This window comes from Qipengyuania sp. CAU 1752, from assembly GCF_054482615.1.
Map to the genome: position 1 here is coordinate 1 of NZ_JBTLRE010000002.1, position 19,375 is coordinate 19,375.

Annotated in this window: 18 protein-coding genes; 7 read left to right on the forward strand and 11 right to left on the reverse strand. The window is 56.4% G+C overall.

Annotated features, from left to right (window positions below):
* Positions 1 to 1,013: 1,013 nt before the first annotated feature.
* From ACXYL9_RS12545 to ACXYL9_RS12560, 4 genes are all read left to right on the forward strand, one after another.
* Positions 1,014 to 1,301, forward strand: a complete 288-nt coding sequence (locus ACXYL9_RS12545) for a diguanylate cyclase (protein WP_459040068.1) — start codon at positions 1,014 to 1,016, stop codon at positions 1,299 to 1,301.
* Between the two features lie 714 nt (positions 1,302 to 2,015).
* A complete protein-coding gene (locus ACXYL9_RS12550) occupies positions 2,016 to 3,035 on the forward strand; it encodes a glycosyltransferase family 2 protein (RefSeq protein ID WP_459039903.1) in 1,020 nt (339 codons plus the stop codon).
* Positions 3,028 to 4,710: a hypothetical protein gene (locus ACXYL9_RS12555; RefSeq protein ID WP_459039904.1), complete on the forward strand. Its 1,683-nt coding sequence runs from the start codon at positions 3,028 to 3,030 to the stop codon at positions 4,708 to 4,710. The genes ACXYL9_RS12550 and ACXYL9_RS12555 overlap by 8 nt, the downstream gene beginning before the upstream one ends.
* A 327-nt stretch (positions 4,711 to 5,037) precedes the next feature.
* The gene (locus ACXYL9_RS12560) at positions 5,038 to 6,486 is read left to right on the forward strand and encodes a lipopolysaccharide biosynthesis protein (RefSeq protein ID WP_459039905.1); all 1,449 of its coding nucleotides are present in this window, start codon (positions 5,038 to 5,040) and stop codon (positions 6,484 to 6,486) included.
* Here the strand turns inward: ACXYL9_RS12560 and ACXYL9_RS12565 are convergent, their stop codons facing one another.
* On the reverse strand, positions 6,487 to 7,380 hold the full coding sequence (locus ACXYL9_RS12565) for a hypothetical protein (protein ID WP_459039906.1): 894 nt from the start codon (positions 7,378 to 7,380) through the stop codon (positions 6,487 to 6,489).
* A gap of 116 nt (positions 7,381 to 7,496) precedes the next feature.
* A complete protein-coding gene (locus ACXYL9_RS12570; protein ID WP_459039907.1) occupies positions 7,497 to 8,333 on the reverse strand; it encodes a rhamnan synthesis F family protein in 837 nt (278 codons plus the stop codon).
* 83 nt (positions 8,334 to 8,416) lie between these two features.
* Here ACXYL9_RS12570 and ACXYL9_RS12575 point away from each other — a divergent pair, with 83 nt between their 5' ends.
* On the forward strand, positions 8,417 to 9,397 hold the full coding sequence (locus ACXYL9_RS12575) for a glycosyltransferase (RefSeq protein ID WP_459039908.1): 981 nt from the start codon (positions 8,417 to 8,419) through the stop codon (positions 9,395 to 9,397).
* Here ACXYL9_RS12575 and ACXYL9_RS12580 read toward each other — a convergent pair.
* Complete coding sequence (locus ACXYL9_RS12580; RefSeq protein ID WP_459039909.1) at positions 9,385 to 10,434, reverse strand: glycosyltransferase; 1,050 nt, start codon at positions 10,432 to 10,434, stop codon at positions 9,385 to 9,387. The two genes, ACXYL9_RS12575 and ACXYL9_RS12580, sit on opposite strands and share 13 nt — an antisense overlap.
* Positions 10,435 to 11,417: 983 nt before the next feature.
* Between ACXYL9_RS12580 and ACXYL9_RS12585 the strand changes: the two genes are divergently transcribed.
* Positions 11,418 to 11,651: a hypothetical protein gene (locus tag ACXYL9_RS12585; protein WP_459039910.1), complete on the forward strand. Its 234-nt coding sequence runs from the start codon at positions 11,418 to 11,420 to the stop codon at positions 11,649 to 11,651.
* 11 nt (positions 11,652 to 11,662) lie between these two features.
* Here the strand turns inward: ACXYL9_RS12585 and ACXYL9_RS12590 are convergent, their stop codons facing one another.
* The gene (locus ACXYL9_RS12590; protein WP_459039911.1) at positions 11,663 to 12,010 is read right to left on the reverse strand and encodes a hypothetical protein; all 348 of its coding nucleotides are present in this window, start codon (positions 12,008 to 12,010) and stop codon (positions 11,663 to 11,665) included.
* A gap of 31 nt (positions 12,011 to 12,041) precedes the next feature.
* On the reverse strand, positions 12,042 to 12,311 hold the full coding sequence (locus tag ACXYL9_RS12595) for a helix-turn-helix domain-containing protein (RefSeq protein ID WP_459039912.1): 270 nt from the start codon (positions 12,309 to 12,311) through the stop codon (positions 12,042 to 12,044).
* Between ACXYL9_RS12595 and ACXYL9_RS12600 the strand changes: the two genes are divergently transcribed.
* Positions 12,312 to 13,253 carry a tyrosine-type recombinase/integrase gene (locus ACXYL9_RS12600; protein WP_459039913.1) on the forward strand — a complete coding sequence of 314 codons (942 nt, stop codon included), beginning with the start codon at positions 12,312 to 12,314 and terminating at the stop codon, positions 13,251 to 13,253.
* A gap of 20 nt (positions 13,254 to 13,273) precedes the next feature.
* On the opposite strand, the gene ACXYL9_RS12605 is transcribed toward ACXYL9_RS12600, so the two are convergent.
* The 6 genes from ACXYL9_RS12605 to ACXYL9_RS12630 form a co-directional block, all read right to left on the reverse strand.
* Positions 13,274 to 14,089 carry a class I mannose-6-phosphate isomerase gene (locus tag ACXYL9_RS12605; protein WP_459039914.1) on the reverse strand — a complete coding sequence of 272 codons (816 nt, stop codon included), beginning with the start codon at positions 14,087 to 14,089 and terminating at the stop codon, positions 13,274 to 13,276.
* Between the two features lie 58 nt (positions 14,090 to 14,147).
* Positions 14,148 to 15,020, reverse strand: coding sequence for a glucose-1-phosphate thymidylyltransferase RfbA (gene rfbA / locus ACXYL9_RS12610; RefSeq protein WP_459039915.1), 873 nt, complete (start codon positions 15,018 to 15,020; stop codon positions 14,148 to 14,150).
* Positions 15,017 to 15,862, reverse strand: a complete 846-nt coding sequence (rfbD, locus tag ACXYL9_RS12615; RefSeq protein ID WP_459039916.1) for a dTDP-4-dehydrorhamnose reductase — start codon at positions 15,860 to 15,862, stop codon at positions 15,017 to 15,019. The genes rfbA and rfbD overlap by 4 nt, the downstream gene beginning before the upstream one ends.
* 2 nt (positions 15,863 to 15,864) lie before the next feature.
* Positions 15,865 to 16,923: a dTDP-glucose 4,6-dehydratase gene (gene rfbB, locus ACXYL9_RS12620; protein WP_459039917.1), complete on the reverse strand. Its 1,059-nt coding sequence runs from the start codon at positions 16,921 to 16,923 to the stop codon at positions 15,865 to 15,867.
* Entirely contained in the window at positions 16,920 to 17,486 is a 567-nt protein-coding gene (rfbC, locus tag ACXYL9_RS12625) for a dTDP-4-dehydrorhamnose 3,5-epimerase (RefSeq protein ID WP_459039918.1), read from the reverse strand. The genes rfbB and rfbC overlap by 4 nt, the downstream gene beginning before the upstream one ends.
* Before the next feature lie 204 nt (positions 17,487 to 17,690).
* Entirely contained in the window at positions 17,691 to 18,740 is a 1,050-nt protein-coding gene (locus ACXYL9_RS12630) for an EpsG family protein (RefSeq protein WP_459039919.1), read from the reverse strand.
* Positions 18,741 to 19,375 lie beyond the last annotated feature (635 nt).

A 19,375-nucleotide genomic window follows, 5' to 3' on the forward strand; every position in this document is an offset into this window, starting at 1 on the left:
CAAGCAGGGGACGATCACGTTCAACGAAGATTGGGCACCAGAACGGCCGGTGCGCTTAGGCGAGCGGATGGGCGATCATCCGGTTTGATGTACCCTCCGTGTTCGGTGTGCCGGTCAGCTCGTCGGTCTTGGCGACACCTAGGTCCGGCGGAACCTGGGCCGATAGAGAGCAGCCAGCTTCGACGATTGAGCCAAGGGAATCTGCCTTTCAATTGACCAGAGGACAAGATTTCATCCATCTGGCATGCGTCGGATCACCCTGCCGGCTTCCACCGACGAAGCTTATTCGCGATGAGCGTGATCGTTGCGTCAGCAATCACCTTGCTGTCTCGATAGAAGATAGCTGACCCGCGGAAATGGCGACATCGGATGAGCAGGCGAGCACAGCAGACCATAATGAGTGAGTGTGCCCAGGCGAAAGAAGCGAAAGGTATCGAAGAATGGCGTCTTCTATTTTCTAAGTCTGGTCATGCCTCAAAGTGTTTACTTAATCTTCAGCATAAGTTCGTTACGCTCGGCCTGTGGATGGAAGTCATTACCCATCAGAGACTTATAAAGTGCCCCGTGCGCTTAAGTGAATGGTCGGCTTGCGTGCGTCGCAAGCTTGGATATTCATATAATTGGCTCTCGATCTTGCGGTCATGGGGGACATAGCCACCGGCCGAAATGTTTGGTTTGGACCCAATTATCTGTTCGTCATGTGCCTGGTTGCATGGTGCCTGGGGTGGCGCGCTGGCATGATTATTGGCGCACTCACTTTCACAGCGAACGGCGTTGCGCTCTACCCTCACGGCCAACATGAATTGCTGGAAAATTTCGCTAGGCGGTTCATCGCGATCGCGGTGGTCATTGGTGCAGTAGCCGGCGCACGTCACCCATTCCAGCGCGAATGGTGGCTTGCAAGAAGGGATCTTCTAACCGGCGCTTTCAATCGCTAGGCTTTTTTCGAGTAAAGCGAAACGCTAACTCGCAGTACGCAATGGCGCTTTTTACTTTACGCCGATCTCGACGGACTGAAGGTTGTCAACAATAAGTTTGGCCATTGTGAAGGGGACATCTTGCTCCAGGATTTCGCCGATACAATCCAGCGTGATGCGAGGTTCGATGGCCTGCTCGCCCGGCTCGGCGGGGACGAGTTTGTGCTTTTCCTTGAGGTCGCCGATTTTGCTGATGGCACGACAATTGCGAGGAACTTTCATAAGGCTGCGAATTCCGTACCCAAGCGTCAGGGAGGGCTGTCTCGCTGCAGCGTAGGGGCACTCATTGTTCCGCCAGGCGCCGTGCATATCGACATGTCGTGAGATTGACTGACGTCGCCATGTATGGAGCAAAGCTCGTCGGAGCGTCGCTGGAAATCGAGAAGATGGACACACGTCCATCAGTGGTTGAGGCGGGACGGGCCAGGAGCGGTTCAAGAAGGACCCAATCAAGCGAGCCTCGAACTCGGCGCATAGTCAGGGCGCGACCTCCTCAGCGCCTCATTTTAGTTGAGCCAAAGCCGGAAGGTCCGCCCCCAGGATCGGCCATCACCTGGCATTTGCAATGTCCCCTGAAGTTCCCGCTAACAAAAAGAATCCTGCGGCCCACAGGCGCGAAGCGCGTGTTTGAGTGCAAAGCAATTTCATGGGCCACGACAGGTGGTATTATCGCGCAAGGGTGGTTTTCCAGATGTAGACCGAAAATAGAAATTGCCGCGGGGGTGGGGTGGGGCGAAAGCAAAAACTGCAATTCACCCCCGTGCACAGTAAGTCCAATACCCATATTGCGAGCGGCGGACGATGATCGCCTATGCTTGGGGCAATGTCTGGAGCAGCGCCCAGACATCAAACCTAGTCTATAAGGAACTAACCTGGTCGATGGGCCGCCGCCCGGGCTAACTCGAGCACTTCCGTTCAATTCGGTTACTAAATTGCACGTTGCTAGTGTGTCACCGCAGACGCACAGTTTACGCCCCGTAGAACATTCCATACTATGAAGAAGCGGAGGGGGTCCGTGGCGCCCGGGAAAGGCGGCAGATGACGAAGCTTGTAATCCAGATTCCTTGCTTCAACGAAGCAGATCACATCGCAGATACCGTGCGCGCACTGCCACGGCATATCGATGGTATCGATTCCATTGAAATCCTGGTGATCGATGACGGATCGCGCGACGGGACTGCGCAAGCTGCTGCGGCGGCCGGCGTTCACCATATCGTCCATCACCGCGGCAACCGCGGGCTGGCCGCTGCATTCCAGAGCGGTGTCGATCGCGCGTTGTGCGAAGGCGCAGATATTATCGTCAATACCGATGCCGACGGGCAATACGAAGGTGAAGACGTGGCGGCTCTGGTTCGGCCGCTGATAGATCTCGATGCTGACATAGTGGTTGGCGATCGGGGTGTCCGCGAGAATGCCCACTTTGGCCCAGTCAAAAAACGCCTGCAGGTAATTGGCAGCATGGTCGTCAGGCGACTGTCGCGTACCGAGATTGCCGATGCCGTGAGCGGTTTTCGCGCGTTTACCCGCGAAGCTGCCCAGCGCATTTTCATTACCACCGATTTTTCTTACACGACGGATATGCTCATTCAGGCAGGTCGCAAGCGCATGCGAATTGTCAGTGTCCCCATACGCACGAACGCCGCGGCACGCCCATCGCGTCTTTTCGGCTCCATACCGAGCTTCATCGCGCACACGGGCGTGACCATCGCGCGCGCGTATACCACCTATAATCCCTTGCGAGTGTTTCTGCTCACAGGGGCCCTGATAGCATTTATCGGCGCAATTCCGATCGTGCGATTCTTGTTCTTGTACTTTTCCGGCGACGGCGATGGCCATGTGCAGTCGCTCGTCATTGGGGGCTCTTTGCTGGTCCTCGGGGTTCTGGTGTCGATCCTCGGCATACTCGGGGACCTGATAGCCGCGAACCGCAAGCTGCTTGAGGCCAATCTTCGACACGTCCGCCGCTTAGAGGAGCGGATCGATTTGCTTTCTCCGGAAACCGGTGGGTCGCAGCCTAAAAAAGATACTGATAAAACCGTCGCGCGACGCCGTGGCTGACGTGGAAGCATCGCCTGATGGACCGGCGGATCGCAGGCGCAAGCTTCTAGTCTTGCTGCTCATCGCCTTTTTTTTCGCGCTTCAAACAATGTTGGTATTCAGGCTCAATATAAATTGGGACGAATACTGGTTTCTTGGCCGCATATATCTCGCCGAAGCCGAGCAACTAAGGGATCCGTTCCAGAATTTTCACGTCCACCTGTTCGGTTGGATAACGGCCCTCCCAATAGGCGAGATAGACCAGGTCATCGCGGGCAGACTGGTCATGTTGCTTTGCCAGATTATGGCTCTCGCCTGCCTCTATTTCGTTGCTCGCAAGATCGCCGACCAGATCAGCGCGTTGCTGCTCGTCGTATTATGGTTCACGAGCACCTATTCGCTCGCGCATGGGGCAAGCTTTCGAACAGACCCGATAGCTGCGGCACTGCTGATGGCCGCGCTGGCCCTGCTCATGGCTCGCCCGGTCTGGTGGCGCAGTATTGCGGCGGGCATTGTGGCCGCGGCGTCCTTACTGATCACCGTCAAGGGCGTGTTCTACCTCCCCGCATTTGCTGGCGCGTTCGCGATTTCCTGGAAACGAGAAGGCCTTCCCGGGGCGTTAAAGCGCTTTGCAATGGCGGCGATGGCCACGGCGTTATCAGGCTTGGTATTGTGGCTCTGGCACTCTGCGGTGCTCTCGGGGCCTTCCGCGAATGCCGCATTGTCCATCGATCACGGGGTGAGTGCGAGCGAAAGTGCCGCGCAAAAAGTCATTGGCGACCAAGGTTGGTTCCCGCGCGGCGACTATATTCTCTCTTGGGCGACAGGAAGCTTTTTGGTTGCTCTCGCTCTAGTTCTTGGCGTGGTGATTGCGTTAAAGGATTTCATGCGCAGCAAGGGCGATCTCTGCTCGCTTGCCTTGCTCCTATGTGTTCTGCCTTTGTTGAGTTTTGCATTGTATCGCAATGCATTCCCCTATTTCATTCCCTTCATACTTATTCCTTGCCTGATTGCGGCGTTGCCCATCGCGAAGCTTCTCGTAAACGACCGACGCTTCTTCCTTGAGATCCTGCTGTTTGCGTGCGCTGCCGGGACGGCAGCGCAATTCATTTCCTACTGGCCGCGGGATCAAGAAGCGCAGCGCGCCTACACCTCGGCCGTGCACAGCTTGTTCCCCGAACCAGTAGCCTACATCGAACGCAGCAGCATGCTCCCAAGTTTTTTTAAAAGTGGCTTTTTCATGAGCTCGTGGGGAATTGAAAGCAGCGCTGGTCTGGACCCGCCGCCAGTTCGAGAAGCTATCGAGCGCGACGCTCCACCTGTTCTATTGGTAAGTTCTCCTGCTATTGCGAAAGCGCTAGACCCAGGCTCGCCCTACGCCAAACCACGGCTGGCACCTGAAGATGAGAGCGCCTTGCGCGAAAGTTTTATTCAGCACTGGGGTGACCTTTGGGTCGCGGGAAAGCAGCTGCGTGAGACATCTGGATTATTCCGCTTGGCCATCCCCGGCCGCTATACGCTGGAGTGTCAGGGCGAACGAGTTATTTCCAACCGCAACTTAAGTTGTGGAGCAGTCGTGCTATTGGCAAAGGGGGAACATCGATGGAGCGGAGGGCCGATAAAAATTCGATGGGGCCGGAATCTGCCAGTGCCCGGAAGACCCCCACCAGCAGGGCCGATCTATCACAGGTTCTAGCCCGCAAGCGAGGCCGTTGAGCCTCATGGAGGGAAAGCTTCGGATCATGCGCAAAGGAATGCTAATGCTTGCAGATTCGGCGACCCAGCTTCACCAGATCTCGGTGAAAGATCGTCCAGGAGATGATCGCCGCCATGCGTTCGAAGAACGGAAGGCATGCGATGAATTGGCTGACAAGCCGCATCGGCGGTTCGAAGGAGTACTAGTCGCAACCACGGAATGGCAGCTCAATAACGAGGCCGGTGGCGCACCATCTAGGGCGGCAGCCACTGCGATTTCGAGGAGGCCAACAGCGATGCGCGGCGAGGGAACGCGTCGAAGCGCGCCATGACGCTCGCACGAGCCGGGAGGGCGGGACTTTGGGGAGGTGTCGAACTGTTGGCCAAGCAGGGCACCAACTTCATTGCGGTCATTTTCCTTGCGCGATTGCTGACCCCTGCCGAGTTCGGAATATTCGCCATGGTAGTGCTGGTCGTAGCCTTGGCGGGCGTATTGACAGCAGGCGGGTTTGGAACGCTTATTATCCAGCGCGACCTGACAGACGATGAACTCGCGCGAATTTTCACTTTCGTCGCATGTCTTTCAATCCTTGCAGGTGCGCTGGTGTGGCTGTCGGGGCAGTTCATTGTTCGCTTCTACGACTTTCCGGCGTTGGCCGAGATTCTCCCGGTTGTCGCTTGCCAACCCTTGTTGGCCTCCGTTGCTACCGTGCCTTCGGCATTGCTCACGAAGCAGTTAAGGTTCCGGCCGCTGGCCGTGGTCGGTGTGATCGCAAGCGCTACGGCAGGTCTCGCAGCGGTGATCGTCGCATTGGGAGGAGGGAGGCTCTGGGCGCTCGTGGTCCAGATGATGCTGTCGGCGCTCGTAACTTCGATTGGCTTGTGGATAATTGCCGGTTGGCGTCCCAGGCTGCGCTTCGACTGGTCTGCGATCCTTCCGGCATTGCGCTTCGTTGGCCCGATCTCTCTTACGCAGGCCCTTCAGATCTTCTACATGCAGGGGGCTGCCCTGATAGTGGCCAAGCGCTATTCGGCGGCTGACTTGGGCCTGTTCAATCGCGGCCTGGGCGTTACGCAATTGTTCAACCAGTTGTTCAGCGGAATCACTGCGCGGGTAGCACTTCCCCTGTTGTCGGAGAGCAGGGACGACAATGGTGCTATGATCCATAGAATGCGGCGCGGAACGACGGGTATGATGTTCCTCGCCGTGCCTGCCTTTATAGGGCTCTCGTTTCTGGCCCGCGATTTGCTGCTGATCCTATACGGTCCGCAATGGGTAGACGCTGCGCCGGTGCTCACCATACTTGCGCTGGCAGGGATCACGATGCCGATGCAGGCTGCAAATGCAAACCTGCTGATCGCGAAGGGCATGAGCCGGACCTATTTTAACCTCGAACTGGTCAAACGGTCATTGGGTATTGGTCTCATCGTCGCTGGCAGTTTCTTCGGCATCGTCGGCGTAGCTTGGGCATACTTCGCCGCGAGTATTACCGGCCTCCTCCTGCATACCCGACAGACCCGGCTAAGCTTCGAGCATGGTCTCGTGGCACAACTTCGCGACATCCTCGGCATTCTTTTCGCTTCGGCGCTTATGGCGCTGACGTTGTGGGGCGTCGATCAATCAACGGCAATGGAATCCTGGGTCCGCATCGTCGCGCTTGGTGCTATCGGTGCCACATCCTATTTGGCCACGGGTTGGCTGTCCGACATCGGATCGTTCCGCCGCATTACTAACGATGTGGTCCAGGTCATCATGCGTCTCAAGCGCGCGTCATGATTAAGGAAGAATGCCTGCATACTGCAGACGGGCTCGGGCATAGCGAAGCAAGCCATAGCGACCAAAAAATCGTTCGCGCTCTCCACGCTGGAGCCTTAAGAACCTGCCGATGATCAAGGCCATCGCCGCAGCGCCAGCGAGATCAGGAGTGCGCGCGAATGGCTGGGGTGAAGCTTCAGCGACTAGCTGATCGATGAACTTCTCGAATACGCTTTGGGGAGGCAGATCCAATGGCGGGACGGGGCCGGCAATTTCCTCGGCTAGTTCGACGGCGCCGACCCTTCGTTCGTTGGGGCGACCCGAGAAATTATGCTGCTCGTTTCGCAAGTAGTTTTCGCTCGTGAGGTAACCGTCTCCGCCAAAGCGATCGTAGATGTAGACAGGTGTTTTCGAGGCCAACGCATAACGCGCGGTCTTTCCGATAGTGACAACCCTGTCCGCCCAACCGATGTCACTGGGTTCGATGCGCTTGTACTCATGGCCGCGACCGATAAAACGTATGGACAATCCGCGCTGCTTAAGCAGCGCCGCCGCTTTTACCATTTCGGGTGGTTGGTTGTTGCTGACGAAAAGGATGTTCTGTGCTTCGCGCTGGTCGCGATCAAAATGGAAGGCAGCGGGCGCAGCGTTATCGAAAGAGCGCTCCATTCCTCGCGCCTCAACCGTTTCGATCGAATTGCCTACTGCGCGATCAAAGAACGCTTTTATGAGTGACACGGGCAATTGCTCCATCTCCTCGTAGGGAGACAGAGACGCCCATACGATGAAGGGGCGCTTCGAGTCGCAATGTCGATCCAGCAACGTAAGGATCGAATGATGCTGCGCCCAGACAAAGTCGAACTGCGACAAGTCAATGTCTTCGATCGTGCGCCAATCGCGCAGCGCGGATTTCATCGGCTCGGCGCACCAGAAGGAGCTGGTCGTCGCCCCGAGATGCTCGGCGACTTCCAGCGCGAGGACTTCGGAACCAGTCCAACCTTCGAAAAAATTGGTGACAACAAGCGAGCGCATCAGACGACCCTGTTTGGCCGATCGGCCGCATTAGGAACCGAGAGCAATAGCGGTCGCGCGAGCCGCTCGAACAAGTCGCGTCGGTCGGTCTCGAGAAGCGCGCGGAGGCGTGTGAACCCTCTCGACCCGTTCTTGGCATCTATATGCAAGAACGACGCCTTCACGTATGGCATGCCTTCGCGAATGATTGCAGCGGCGCGGGCGATCGTAGGATCATCCAAGTACACCGGCTTGCCGCGACGCCCCGGGATTAGCGATGGCAATCCCATACTCCACCATGGGTTTGGTGCGATATAGGTACTACCTTTGAGGCCCGCGGCCTCAAGCGTTTGCGAGAACATCAATTCGTATCGCCAGATCACCTCCTCTTTGTCAGACAGGTTTTCCACACCGCTCCAGAACTGCACCCATGCTTGAGATCGCCAAGCTGCGGGGTGAAAATAGAGAAAATAGCTCTGGATATGTGTTCTATGCAGTCGGTTTAGGGTCATTCCCCAAAAATCGCATTCGCGCGCTGCCATCGCCTCAAACATCGGACGAAGGTCGAATAGTGGACCGATGATACTGCTATTGGTCAGTAAAAGACCATCGTAAGGAGACAGGTCGACCCGGTCGATCAATTCGCGCCATGCTCCGAAATCGTAGCCATGGTTTGGTCGCTCGACTACCTCCACGCAATTCTGCGTCAGGCGGTCCCGGGCGGTTGCGTCCAGCGGAGAATTGGACGCGAAGAAAATCTCGAATCCCAACGCTGCGAGTGCTTCGAGATGATAGTGAATATGTTCGGCAAGCCTGGGTTCGTGCCAGTAACTGACGAAGAAGCAGGCTCGGCGCATGGATCAACCCCCAAAGTTCTTGTTGATGCGACAGGCATAGAGACTCTTGATGCGCGCGGAAAGCCGCCATAGGCACTACCTCTATGCCCCCGCTCGCCATTCTCCTGCCGACATTTAACGGTGCACGCTATCTCGAAGCACAGCTTAATTCGATCCTCGCGCAAGGTTACAGTGATTTTGAACTGCTAGCGATCGACGACGGTTCGCACGACAGCTCCGCCTCGATCCTTGATCGCTTTGCTGCTCGCGACAGCCGCGTAACCCGTCTCCCGGCATCGGACAATCGTGGGCAGAAGGCGCGGCTGGGCGAACTGCTCGCTGCCGCTCGCGCGCCCTTAATTGCATTCGCGGACCAAGACGATATCTGGGGCGATGAAAAGCTTCAGCGCCTCTGCGACAGCCTCGGCGACCACTCGCTAGCATTTGGTCCCTCGCATCTGATTGACGCCGAGGGACGGTCGTTGGGCAAGACGCTGATGGAGGCGTTGAGCGTAGCGCATCAAGCCGATGATAAATTGAGTCTCCTGCGCAGTTCCCGCGTCTCAGCACATGCTATGGTATGCCGCCGCGAGATCCTCCACCCTATGATTTTCAAGTCCGAATTGCCTTTCGACAGACTTATAAGCATGGTTGCTGTCTTTGCAAATGGAGTGACCTTTGTGCGCGATGCCGACACCTTTCATCGCCTGCATGGAGCAAATGCTCATAACGGGGGCGTGCTCAAGATGCTCAGGCCTTGGAAGATTAGGCCACGTGACATCTCGGAACGGTTCACGCGGTTCAGATCGTACCGTCGAGACTTTCTTGAAGAGCTAAACCAACTTGCGAATTCGAGCACACTTGATCCCTCAGTTCGAATAACCTTCACCAAGTGTGCTGCCCTGTGCACGGAGGCATGGCAAGACAACGAAAAGTCTCCGAGCTATGCCTTCAGAGCGTTGAGAAATCTTCTATTCCCGCTTGCCGGTTCGCAAAGAGATTGGGACCATTTTCGGGTTCACTTGTGGTCAATGTGCCTGAACTTGCCGAGGCATGTATCGGCCCTTGTGCCCTACCCGCGTTGAACTCCCACAATAATCGTGCGCCAATCACGCGCGAGTCTCTCCAAGGCGAAGTGAGGGGCCAGACTGGGTAATTCGGGGTGATCGCCAATCTCGGTCAATGCTGCCAGGAGGGCGCCGGCATCGCCCGGCTGCACCAGCGAGATCCCTGCCGATCCCTCATCGACCAATTCCCGGATTGCCAGACTGTCGCGTGTCACCAGCGGCTTGCCTGCAACCAAGATTTGAAAAACCTTGTTTGGAATAACCCGGGCGGCTTTTCCGCTCTTCCCAAAAATGCCGAGGCACACGTCTGCCTCGGCGATGGCCTGCTTCAGTTCCTCATAAGGAACCCAACTGGTCCAGCGCAGCTTAGGTAGGGGGGCCGCAGCCAGCATTGCGCGAATTTTGGGCGCCTCCTGACCGTCACCAACAAAATGCCATTCGATAGGCATATCGCGAGCTAATCGCGCGGCCTTGACGATCGTGTCGACGCCGTGAAGGGGGATGAATTGACCGTAGAAAAGAACGCGTAAAGGAAGCGATTTCTCGCGCGGTGAACCAGCTACTCGGGCAAAGGCATCCGCTTCCGCCCCGACAAATACGGCTGAAGTCCGTTTGTCATCGAGGCAGTAAAGGTCCTGGAACATTTCGGCATGAGCCCTTGTATCCAGCACCACCCGGGATGCAGCGCGGCATGCCAGCCACTCCCAGCAGTAAAGAGCAAGCGCCAACGGGTTGAAGGCCCGGATCAGCTGTCGGTCGCGCACGACGGTGTCATAGACTGAGATAAAGGCATCCCATACCACAGGGACACGGCGAAGTTTCGCAAAAGGCCAGATAACAAGGACATCAAGATGCCCCATATAGGGGATCACTACGACATCATGCGGACCTGCGTGTATGTACCGCACGACAAGCTTTGGGTAGCTGGAGAACAAACGCCATGCGCGCCGGGCCCAGCCTCGTTTCGAAAGCTGGCTCTTGTCGTCGATGTCATCCCATACCGACCGATGCACTTCGGTAATCTCGAAACCGGCACCCTTTAGGGCATTACGCATTATTCGGGTTCTCGGCTTGCCGAGATCGTATGTACCCCAAAGTATTATTCGCTTATTCAATCGCTGCACCTGGCCGAGAGTTTTATCTGTATCGACCTAAACCAAATGGCGAGATTCATGAAATCCGATAAGGTTGAGAGCCAAAGAACACGAACGCGGAGCTCGCGGGCTACGTCGATAACACCTCGATGGACTAGGTTCTCGATGCTCGGCTGCGCCGGTTCCTTTGACAAATAATCCGATCCCTTGATTTTCGCCTGCTAAGCACAACAGCTGGTGTTATCGTGCGTGGGGGTAGGGAAGGGGGCAGATCGAGGTTGGTGAAAACCACCCAAAACACAGCCCCATGAGTCCACCGCTCCCCCTCGTAAAAAAGCGTGTTTTGTTTACCTTAGTCGGCCTGTTTGGTCCGTTTCGTGCAACGCAAACCCCGCCCTCATTTCTCACAATCCGGGACAACGGGTCCGGGGCCGGGCCGTGGTTGATTGGCCCGTCATCGCCTGCCTCTCGCCGCTACCACTTGGGCTGAATATGTCTTGGTCCCCGGGCCCGGCGGCTGCTTGTCGGCGATGCTATTCTTCCGAAAATTTCGGAAAAAAGAGTACCGCAGACGAGTTGGCGTTAGAATAAGGGGAGGTAACACATTCAGCATGCGCGGGGGAGGGGTGTCGGTTTGCGCGGGATGGAAGGCGTCCCTCGCTGCGGGAAGGAACGACGCATGGGGGTGGAGGGACGCCTTCGGATTGGTGTTAGCAGCGCCGCTTTAATCCAAGGTAAAGGGCCTTGCGGACCGGCGGCGTGCAGGGCGCCCTTTATCAAGCATCACCAGTTGGCGTGGAGCTCACGGCATCATGGCCCGACGGACGGGACCCGTTCTACGTATTGCAACCTGTGGAGCGGCGCGAGCGGCGGTGTTGCATTCCACGCGCTCTGGCGGAAAGATCAGGGTCCAGGCCAAGCAATCGAGACGAGGGGGAAGGCCAGTGCCGGAAATCGGAGTGATTGAAGCGCTGTTGGCGGTCCAGGCCGCGGCGTTGGTGTTCCTCGTCTACAAGGCCGTGCGGTTTTTCGACGAGGCGATCGTCCAGTTCGGACAGATCCGCCATGAACTGCAGGAATTGCGCCGCTGGGACCTGTCTTCGATGAAGGGCGACCTCCACCAGATGGCGCGCGAAGCCAAACCTGCACCCGCGCCGCGCCGGCGATCGACGGGTTAATTCTAGGGTGGTTAGAGCGGGGCTAGCGCAACGGTGCGGCGCCAGAGCGCCATCACCGCGAGGGCGATGCCCGAGGCCAGCATCCCGACGCCAAGGTCCATCCACTCGGGCGAGCGGTGGAGGAAGGGTGCGAACTGCAGCAGCTCGAGCAGGCCGGCAAAAGCGCTCAGGTACAACCACAAGGTAATTACCTGGGTCCGCGGGTACGCCAGCGCGGCGAGCGATGCCAGGACTGCAAAGGCCAACGCATGGTTGAACTTGTCGCCGGGGTTGCCGGGCAAGGATATCGACGCTGCGGTAGCCCCAAACAGGGCGAGGCCAACCGAGAGCCAGAAGAGAATGGTAATCACGCGCTGCATGGGATGGTTCTTCAGATGACAGGGACGGGGGCTATTTACGATGCAGGCGAACGCCTGGCGACTGCATTGGGTCCCCAATAAACTCGATGCCGGCGTCTTCAAGGGCTGACTTCACGCGTTCAAGAGTGCCGCCGCGTGAAGGTGGGATGCCCGCCGCCTCTTCAAATCTCCGAACGGTTGCCCAACCCACACCGGAGATTTCCGCGAGTTCTTTAGAGCTGATGCCGAGCAATCCGCGTGCCGCCTTGAGTTGCGACGAGGATGGTTGCTTCTCACTATCTTGTGAGCTATTATAGCTCATATGCAATCTTCACCCAATCATTCGGTAGAGCCATACCACTTACATAATCTATTCGTTCGTTGCGAAGGAGCCTACTCGCAGAACACACTTCGTGGCTACAGGAATGACCTCAAGGTGTTCAAGGATTGGTGTCGCGAGCTCGGCCATGATTGGCTCCCGGCTCTGCCTGAAGCGATCGCCGATTTCATCGATGACCAAGCCAAGACCAAGGCGATGGCGACACTCAAGCATCGTCTCGACGCGATCCGGTTTGCGCATCGGATGGCGGACCTCCCCAGCCCTACCGAGAACAGCAATGTGCGGCTTGCTTATCGACGCGCCCGGCGGGCCAAGCCTGCACGGCAGGAGCAGGCCCTCGGTCTTACTCATGGACTGCTTGCGCAGATCGTCGCGGCATGCCCGGATACGCTGGCTGGCCGGCGCGATGCCGCGCTTTTCAGCGTCGGCTACGACACGCTGTGTCGCAGCAGCGAACTGGCAGCGCTGCGTGTCGAGAACCTGGAGGCGGACTGGTCGCGCATCTGCGTGCCCCGCTCCAAGGCCGACCCCTTTGGAAAGGGACGGAATGCTTATTTGTCGCACCCCACGCGTGCTCGGCTAGCTGCCTGGCTCGAGGCCAGCGGACTTGTCGAGGGGCCGCTGTTTCGGGGATTGCACTGCGGGAGGGTGGCCACTCGGGCGCTTGCCACCAGTTCGCTTCGGCGGATGGTGAAGCGCGCGGCTACGCGGGCACATGTTGACCCGGAAAAAGTGCGCCAACTATCGAGCCACTCGATGCGGGTGGGCGCAGCGCAGGACATGCTGGTGGCCGGGATCGACATGCTCGGGATCATGCAGGCGGGGGGATGGAAGAGCCAGTCAGTGCTGGCGCGCTACGTCGAGAACGCCTCGGTCGAGCGGCTCCACCAGTTGCGATGGCAGCGGCTGGCCCTGCTGGCTTGAGGCGCTCGAGGCGCCGTCTGTTACTTTGAGGGAGCCCCAGGCTGATTGTCGTGGACGATCACGAAGCTCGAGCCTGGATAAGTGTCCAGCCTGTCGCCGACTTCCAGGACAGCGCAGCTGCCCTCTGGCAATTGCTCCAGGTTGACGGCGACGCTGCCCTCGAGGGGCACGACCAAGGTCGGCTCGGCTGCGACAAAGCAATGGTCGTCCTTGAGCAGCCGCATGTGGAATGTGGGACAGTCCAGCAGGAGCTCGTCGGGGGTCTCGCCGACGCCGCTCCTGGTGCTGGCGTCGTAGGGTCCGAACTGAGCGCACGTCATGGCCTGGTCAAGGTGAAGCTCGCGCGGGCGGCCATAGTCGAACAGCCGGAAGGTAATATCGGTATTCTGTTGGACCTCGAGCAGGGTCAAACCGGCCCCAATGGCGTGGATGGTTCCAGGCGGCACATGGAAGAAGTCACCGGCTCTTGCCTCGTGCCAGACCAGCATGTCCTCGATTGAACCATCAAGGGCAGCCTGCCGCACTGCCTCGGGTTCGTAATTCTTATCGAGCCCAAGCGCGACAGCAGCACCCGGTTCTGCATCGAGAACGAGCCAGCATTCTTCCTTGCCCTGCTGGCCCCGCTCCAATTGTTGCGCTTGTACATCGGAAGGATAGACCTGCACCGACAGCTTGTCGGACGTAAACAGGTATTTGACGAGTATATTCGGAAAAGAAACCCTTTGCTCGAACCAGACCTCACCGATCTTCGCACTCGAGCCAGGTTCGAAGTACGATGGGATATCGCTGCGTCCCCAGACCTTCTCGACTGACTTCTTGGTAAGCAGCCCGCTCATTGCTCTATGGCTCCGTCTATCTAGTTGGCCAGCCCGCTCTTGCCCGGGTGTTGCCGGGTTAGGGCGTGGCCAGGTTCTCGAGATACTTACCATATTCATTCTTTCCGAAACGCTTTGCTCGGTTGAGCAGGGCCTCGCGATCGATCCAGCCCAAGCTATATGCGATTTCGTCGGGCGATCCCACCTGCAGTCCCTGCCGCTCGGTGAGAGTCCGCACGAAATTGCCGGCATCAAGCAGCGATGCATGGGTGCCGGTGTCCAGCCAGGCGTAGCCCCGGCCCATCAGTTCCACCGACAACAAGCCATCGTCCAGATAGGTTTCCAGGAGGCTGGTGATCTCGAGCTCCCCGCGTTCAGAGGGTTTGACCCTCCTGGCGCGCTCCGGGGCAGTGCCGTCAACAAAGTACAGGCCTGTCACCGCGTAGTTCGAGGGGGGTACCTCCGGTTTTTCCACGATAGCCTGGATCTTGCCGTTCTCATCGAACGCCGCCACCCCGTAGCGTTCAGGATCATGGACGTGATAGCCGAACACGGTGGCACCTTCCGTCCGGTTTGCTGACTGGAGCACCTCGGGCAAGCCGTGGCCAAAGAAGATATTGTCGCCCAGAACCATCGTCGACGGCGCGCCGTCGAGGAAATCCTCTGCGAGGATGAAGGCCTGCGCCAGCCCATCGGGGTTCGGCTGTATCGTGTAGGAAAGCGTGATGCCCCATTGGCTGCCATCTCCGAGTGTCCGCTCGAACTGCTCGCGATCCTCGGGCGTCGTGATGATCAGGATATCCCGAATGCCAGCGAGCATGAGAACGCTGAGTGGGTAATAGATCATCGGCTTGTCGTAGATCGGCAGAAGTTGCTTCGATACACCTGTTGTCACCGGGTACAGTCGTGTGCCTGATCCGCCCGCGAGAATTATGCCTTTGCGATCCTTCATCGCGTAGTCTCCAGTTCTTTCAAGATGTGTCCAAGGCCCTGGCGCCAGTCAGGGCGCTCAATGCCAAATGTGTCTGTAAGGGTCGTGCAATCCATTCGGGAGTTGAACGGTCGCTTTGCAGGCGTCGGGTATTGGCTTGAAGGGATGCCTTCAACGGATACTTCGCAACCTGCCTGCGCAAAGATCTCTCGTGCAAACCCGCACCACGAAACGTCGGGCGCCCCGCCATAGTGGTAAGTGCCTGCCTTGTCCGGGTTTTCGATCAATTGTTCGGTGATAGCAAGACATGTCCGGGCGATGTCTCGTGCCGGCGTTGGTCCTCCCACCTGATCATCAACGACCTTGAGAGCGTCTCGTGTCTCGGCCAATCGCAGCATTGTCTTGGCAAAGTTGGCACCGTGTGCGGAAAATACCCAGGAAGTTCGCAAGATGGCGTGGTTCCCACCGGCTGCCCGGATTGCCTGCTCACCCAGGAGTTTCGAGTGGCCGTAGACATTTTGCGGTGCCGGCGGGTCATCAGGATGCCATGCCGCCGCCCCCGATCCCTCGAAGACATAGTCCGTCGAGATATGAACGAAGGGGATATTCAACTTCGCACAGGCCGCTGCCATTGCGCCCGGCGCCTCGCCGTTCACACGTGTCGCCAATTCAGGCTCGTCCTCGGCGCGGTCGACCGCCGTGTATGCCGCCGCGTTGATGACGGCCTCAGGCTTGTGTCGCTCAATCGCAGAGGCACAGGCCTCTGGATCGGACAAATCCGCCTCTTCGCGGCCCAGCGCGGTGACGGGCGCCAGGTTCTGGAGCTCTCGGGCGACCTGCCCGCTGGTTCCAAAGACAAGCATTGTCACGCAGCGTTTGACTTTCCGGTACCGAGACGTTCGCCCACCCCCTTGCGCTCCAGCAGCGGACGCCACCAGTCTTCATTGTCGAGATACCAGCGGACGGTGCGCTCGAGGCCCTCCTCGACAGTGACCGAGGGACTCCATCCCAGTTCGTCGCGAATACGCGAAGCGTCGATTGCGTAACGCGCGTCGTGACCCGGTCGATCGGTTACGAAGGTGATGAGATCCGAATAGCTGCCATTGGTTTGCTGGATGCGATCGAGGATGGCGCAGATGGCCTGGACGAGCTCGAGGTTGGTTCGCTCGTTATCGCCGCCGATATTGTAGCTGCGCCCTACCTGTCCGCGCTCTGCAACCAGGAGCAATGCCTCGGCATGGTCCTCAACATAGAGCCAGTCGCGGATGTTGGATCCGTCACCGTAAATCGGCAGCGGCTTGCCCGCCAAGGCATTGAGAATAACGACGGGTATGAGTTTCTCGGGGAAGTGATAGGGCCCGTAATTGTTCGAGCAATTGGTGATGACGACCGGGAGGCCGTAGGTTTCGTGCCAAGCGCGCACCAGGTGGTCCGAGCTCGCCTTGGAGGCCGAGTACGGGCTCCTTGGATCGTAGGAGGTATCTTCGGTAAACTTGATGTCCGGATCAGCCGGGAGTGAGCCATAAACCTCGTCGGTGCTTATGTGGTGGAACCGGAAGCGATCCGGTTTCCCGGCGCTCTCCCAATAGCTTCGTGAGGCCTCCAGCATATTGAAGGTCCCGTTGATGTTGGTCTCGATGAAATCTGAAGGACCATCAATCGAGCGGTCGACATGAGATTCCGCCGCAAGGTGCATGATAATGTCAGGCTTGAAGTCGTCGATCGCTTCCTGAACGGCTTCGCGATCGCGGATGTCGCACTGCTTGAATCGATAGAGTGCACTCGCCGCATCTTCGCTCAGATTCTCGAGACAAGCCGCGTAGGTGAGAGCGTCGAGATTGAGTACCTCGTGACCTTGCTTAATCGCGAGCCTGACTACGGCAGAGCCGATGAAACCGGCACCGCCGGTAACGAGAAGTTTCATTGTGAATTCTCCCAGCGAAATGGGCTTTTGATTTGTGCAAGGGAAGGCGCCTCGGCGTCCTTCTCGCTCAAGACCGGATTATCGACGTCCGGCCATTCGATGCCGTGATCCGGATCATCCCAGCGCACCGAGCCTTCGGATTCGGGAGCGTAATAATCCGAGCATTTGTATACGATCTCGCTGCCCGGCTTCAGCGTCACGAAACCATGCGCGAAGCCGGAAGGTATAAAGAGCTGAAGACCATTATCCGCACTAAGTTCGTAGCCCATCCACTTGCCGTACGTTGGGCTACCGACGCGGATGTCTACTGCGACATCGAAGACAGCCCCTCGACCGCACCGTACAAGCTTGGCTTGGGCCGCGGGAGGTTCCTGGAAATGAAGCCCTCTGACGGCACCCACTTTGTCAGAGAGCGAGTGATTGTCCTGAACCAACTCACACTTGATACCTACGTCCCGATACGCTCGGGCATTGTAGGTTTCAGCGAAAAAGCCTCGACTGTCGCCGAACCTGCGCGGCGTGATGAGTAGAAGACCAGAAAGCGGAAGAGGGGAGATGGTCAAGAATTTTGCTCGTTAAGGAAAATCAGACCTAGACGACTTTGGAAATCTGAAGAGCCACGACTGGCAAGGGATATAAGACCGCATAAAATTGACCTCCACATCGTCCAGACAAGAAACATTGCGAACAGAATGCCGTAAGGAAAAGAGACATGGAGCGCACGGTCAAGCCGTCATATAAAATAGGGTGCCTATAAAATAGATTTCTCATAAGAAGGTATAATTCTGATATGGAATATAACAGCGATCTGCATGACTTGAAAGAGTAATCCATCCAATCAAATAGGCCCCGAAAAAAAGAAAAGGCATTAATTTCAAGTCAGCATGATGAAATTTCGGAGGGGGCGCTCGAAATGCATTGGCCGCAATCATCACGCTAATTGGCATTACATAGAAGGTAAGCCGATGGACGACAAGGGAAGAAACTAAAAAGAGAGGGGCAATTAATAAGGTAATTATTGCAAAAGCTTCGAAAATTCCAGTTCTCTTATCGATCACCCTGCGATAATGATCGCGATTTGCCCAGAAATAAGCCATTGGTATGGCGACAAGGATGTAGCGGAATAGTGCTCCATCGGAGGATGAAGCTCCATATACCTTTCGAACATATTGGTTGGAATAATCTTCCGCTTGCCCACCCATAACGAATAGAACAATTGGCATAAATAAAATGCCCGCAATTAAGAACCGCGTGACAGAGACATTTCGCCCAGCCAATAGGGCTAAGGGGAGGAAAATTGCCACGGATGCGTGAAATTGTGCGCCGACGAAGATCCATGAGGCGACAGCCAGTCTTCTGCCTTTATTGAAATCTACGACAGAGGCCGTGAGTAAGGCAACAGCTATACCCTGTCGCAATCCGGACATTGAAAGTTGAAGGATAATAACCGGGAAAAGAAGCGCTATTTCCGTTATCGGCTGCGGTGACGTCCGAAGATACCGAGCATAGCCAAAGAGAATAATGGCTGACGCAACAACATTGAGAGTATAGTAAGGAAAGTTGTTCTCTTTAAGCCAGGCAGTTATAAATAGAAATGCGCCCTCCTTCTTGACGAAATAACTGATCAGATCGGTGGATAGCTCCGCATTGTTAAATCGAGAAAGGTATCCGTAAAAATCGCACCCTACCTGATAACGCCACCCCATAAACCAAAATAGAGAAACAAGCAGCGGCAGCAAAAGAGCCTTTTGCGACCTTTGGTCCAAGGCGTACGCTAAAAAAGACAAGGCAAAAAATATCGCTAAGTATATTATCATAATGTTTCTGTTATAATTCGATCATCGGAGCGCTTTTGTTATAATTTTTTTTGGTTATTCAATCGTTCATTGCAATAATCTACGTATTGCCGGATTAGTTTACTCCACTAAGTCTTGAGTACGGTGTCAGAGTTGATGCATTTGACTAAAGGGCGTAACCTTCCTCACCTCGTGTTCAATCCATTGCGGTTTGAGCATAGACACGAGGGCCAAGATTAGTATTTTATAATTGCAAAAAATGGCTGGCCGAAAAATCATTTTATCGCCCTCCACCGTAGCAGCCGGAAAGTTGTGCCGAGAGAAACGAAAGATGAGTCACATAGGCGGAGTAGCCTTTCAACAAAATTCCGCCGCCCGTCGTGCTCGATATGCGATTCACGATAGGTTTCCTAAAAATACCTCGGATTTAATTCCCAAGGCGCGGGAAATATCATTTTTGTTAAATTGATTTTAGGCGAAGATTAGCGGCCGCATGTTTATTTTATGATCGGGGGCCAAACTGCGGTCCGAGACAAAGTCTGCAGCAAAAGCTTAGGTAGAAAGGTCGAGTTTAAGACAGCAGAGATGGGAAAAGTTATCGCGCGAAACCCCTTGGCCCACAATATCTAGTTTCTTCAAAAATTAGGAAGGAGCAT

Excerpts from the sequence above, each read along its gene's own strand:
- ACXYL9_RS12565 (WP_459039906.1), bottom strand. The coding sequence starts at position 7,380 with ATGAAATCCGCGCTGCGCGATTGGCGCACGATCGAAGACATTGACTTG.
- ACXYL9_RS12550 (WP_459039903.1), top strand. The coding sequence starts at position 2,016 with ATGACGAAGCTTGTAATCCAGATTCCTTGCTTCAACGAAGCAGATCAC.
- rfbB (WP_459039917.1), bottom strand. The coding sequence starts at position 16,923 with ATGAAACTTCTCGTTACCGGCGGTGCCGGTTTCATCGGCTCTGCCGTA.
- ACXYL9_RS12560 (WP_459039905.1), top strand. The coding sequence starts at position 5,038 with ATGACGCTCGCACGAGCCGGGAGGGCGGGACTTTGGGGAGGTGTCGAA.
- ACXYL9_RS12605 (WP_459039914.1), bottom strand. The coding sequence starts at position 14,089 with ATGAGCGGGCTGCTTACCAAGAAGTCAGTCGAGAAGGTCTGGGGACGC.
- ACXYL9_RS12570 (WP_459039907.1), bottom strand. The coding sequence starts at position 8,333 with ATGCGCCGAGCCTGCTTCTTCGTCAGTTACTGGCACGAACCCAGGCTT.
- rfbD (WP_459039916.1), bottom strand. The coding sequence starts at position 15,862 with ATGCTTGTCTTTGGAACCAGCGGGCAGGTCGCCCGAGAGCTCCAGAAC.
- ACXYL9_RS12600 (WP_459039913.1), top strand. The coding sequence starts at position 12,312 with ATGCAATCTTCACCCAATCATTCGGTAGAGCCATACCACTTACATAAT.
- rfbA (WP_459039915.1), bottom strand. The coding sequence starts at position 15,020 with ATGAAGGATCGCAAAGGCATAATTCTCGCGGGCGGATCAGGCACACGA.
- ACXYL9_RS12595 (WP_459039912.1), bottom strand. The coding sequence starts at position 12,311 with ATGAGCTATAATAGCTCACAAGATAGTGAGAAGCAACCATCCTCGTCG.
- ACXYL9_RS12580 (WP_459039909.1), bottom strand. The coding sequence starts at position 10,434 with ATGCGTAATGCCCTAAAGGGTGCCGGTTTCGAGATTACCGAAGTGCAT.
- ACXYL9_RS12575 (WP_459039908.1), top strand. The coding sequence starts at position 8,417 with ATGCCCCCGCTCGCCATTCTCCTGCCGACATTTAACGGTGCACGCTAT.
- ACXYL9_RS12590 (WP_459039911.1), bottom strand. The coding sequence starts at position 12,010 with ATGCAGCGCGTGATTACCATTCTCTTCTGGCTCTCGGTTGGCCTCGCC.
- ACXYL9_RS12630 (WP_459039919.1), bottom strand. The coding sequence starts at position 18,740 with ATGATAATATACTTAGCGATATTTTTTGCCTTGTCTTTTTTAGCGTAC.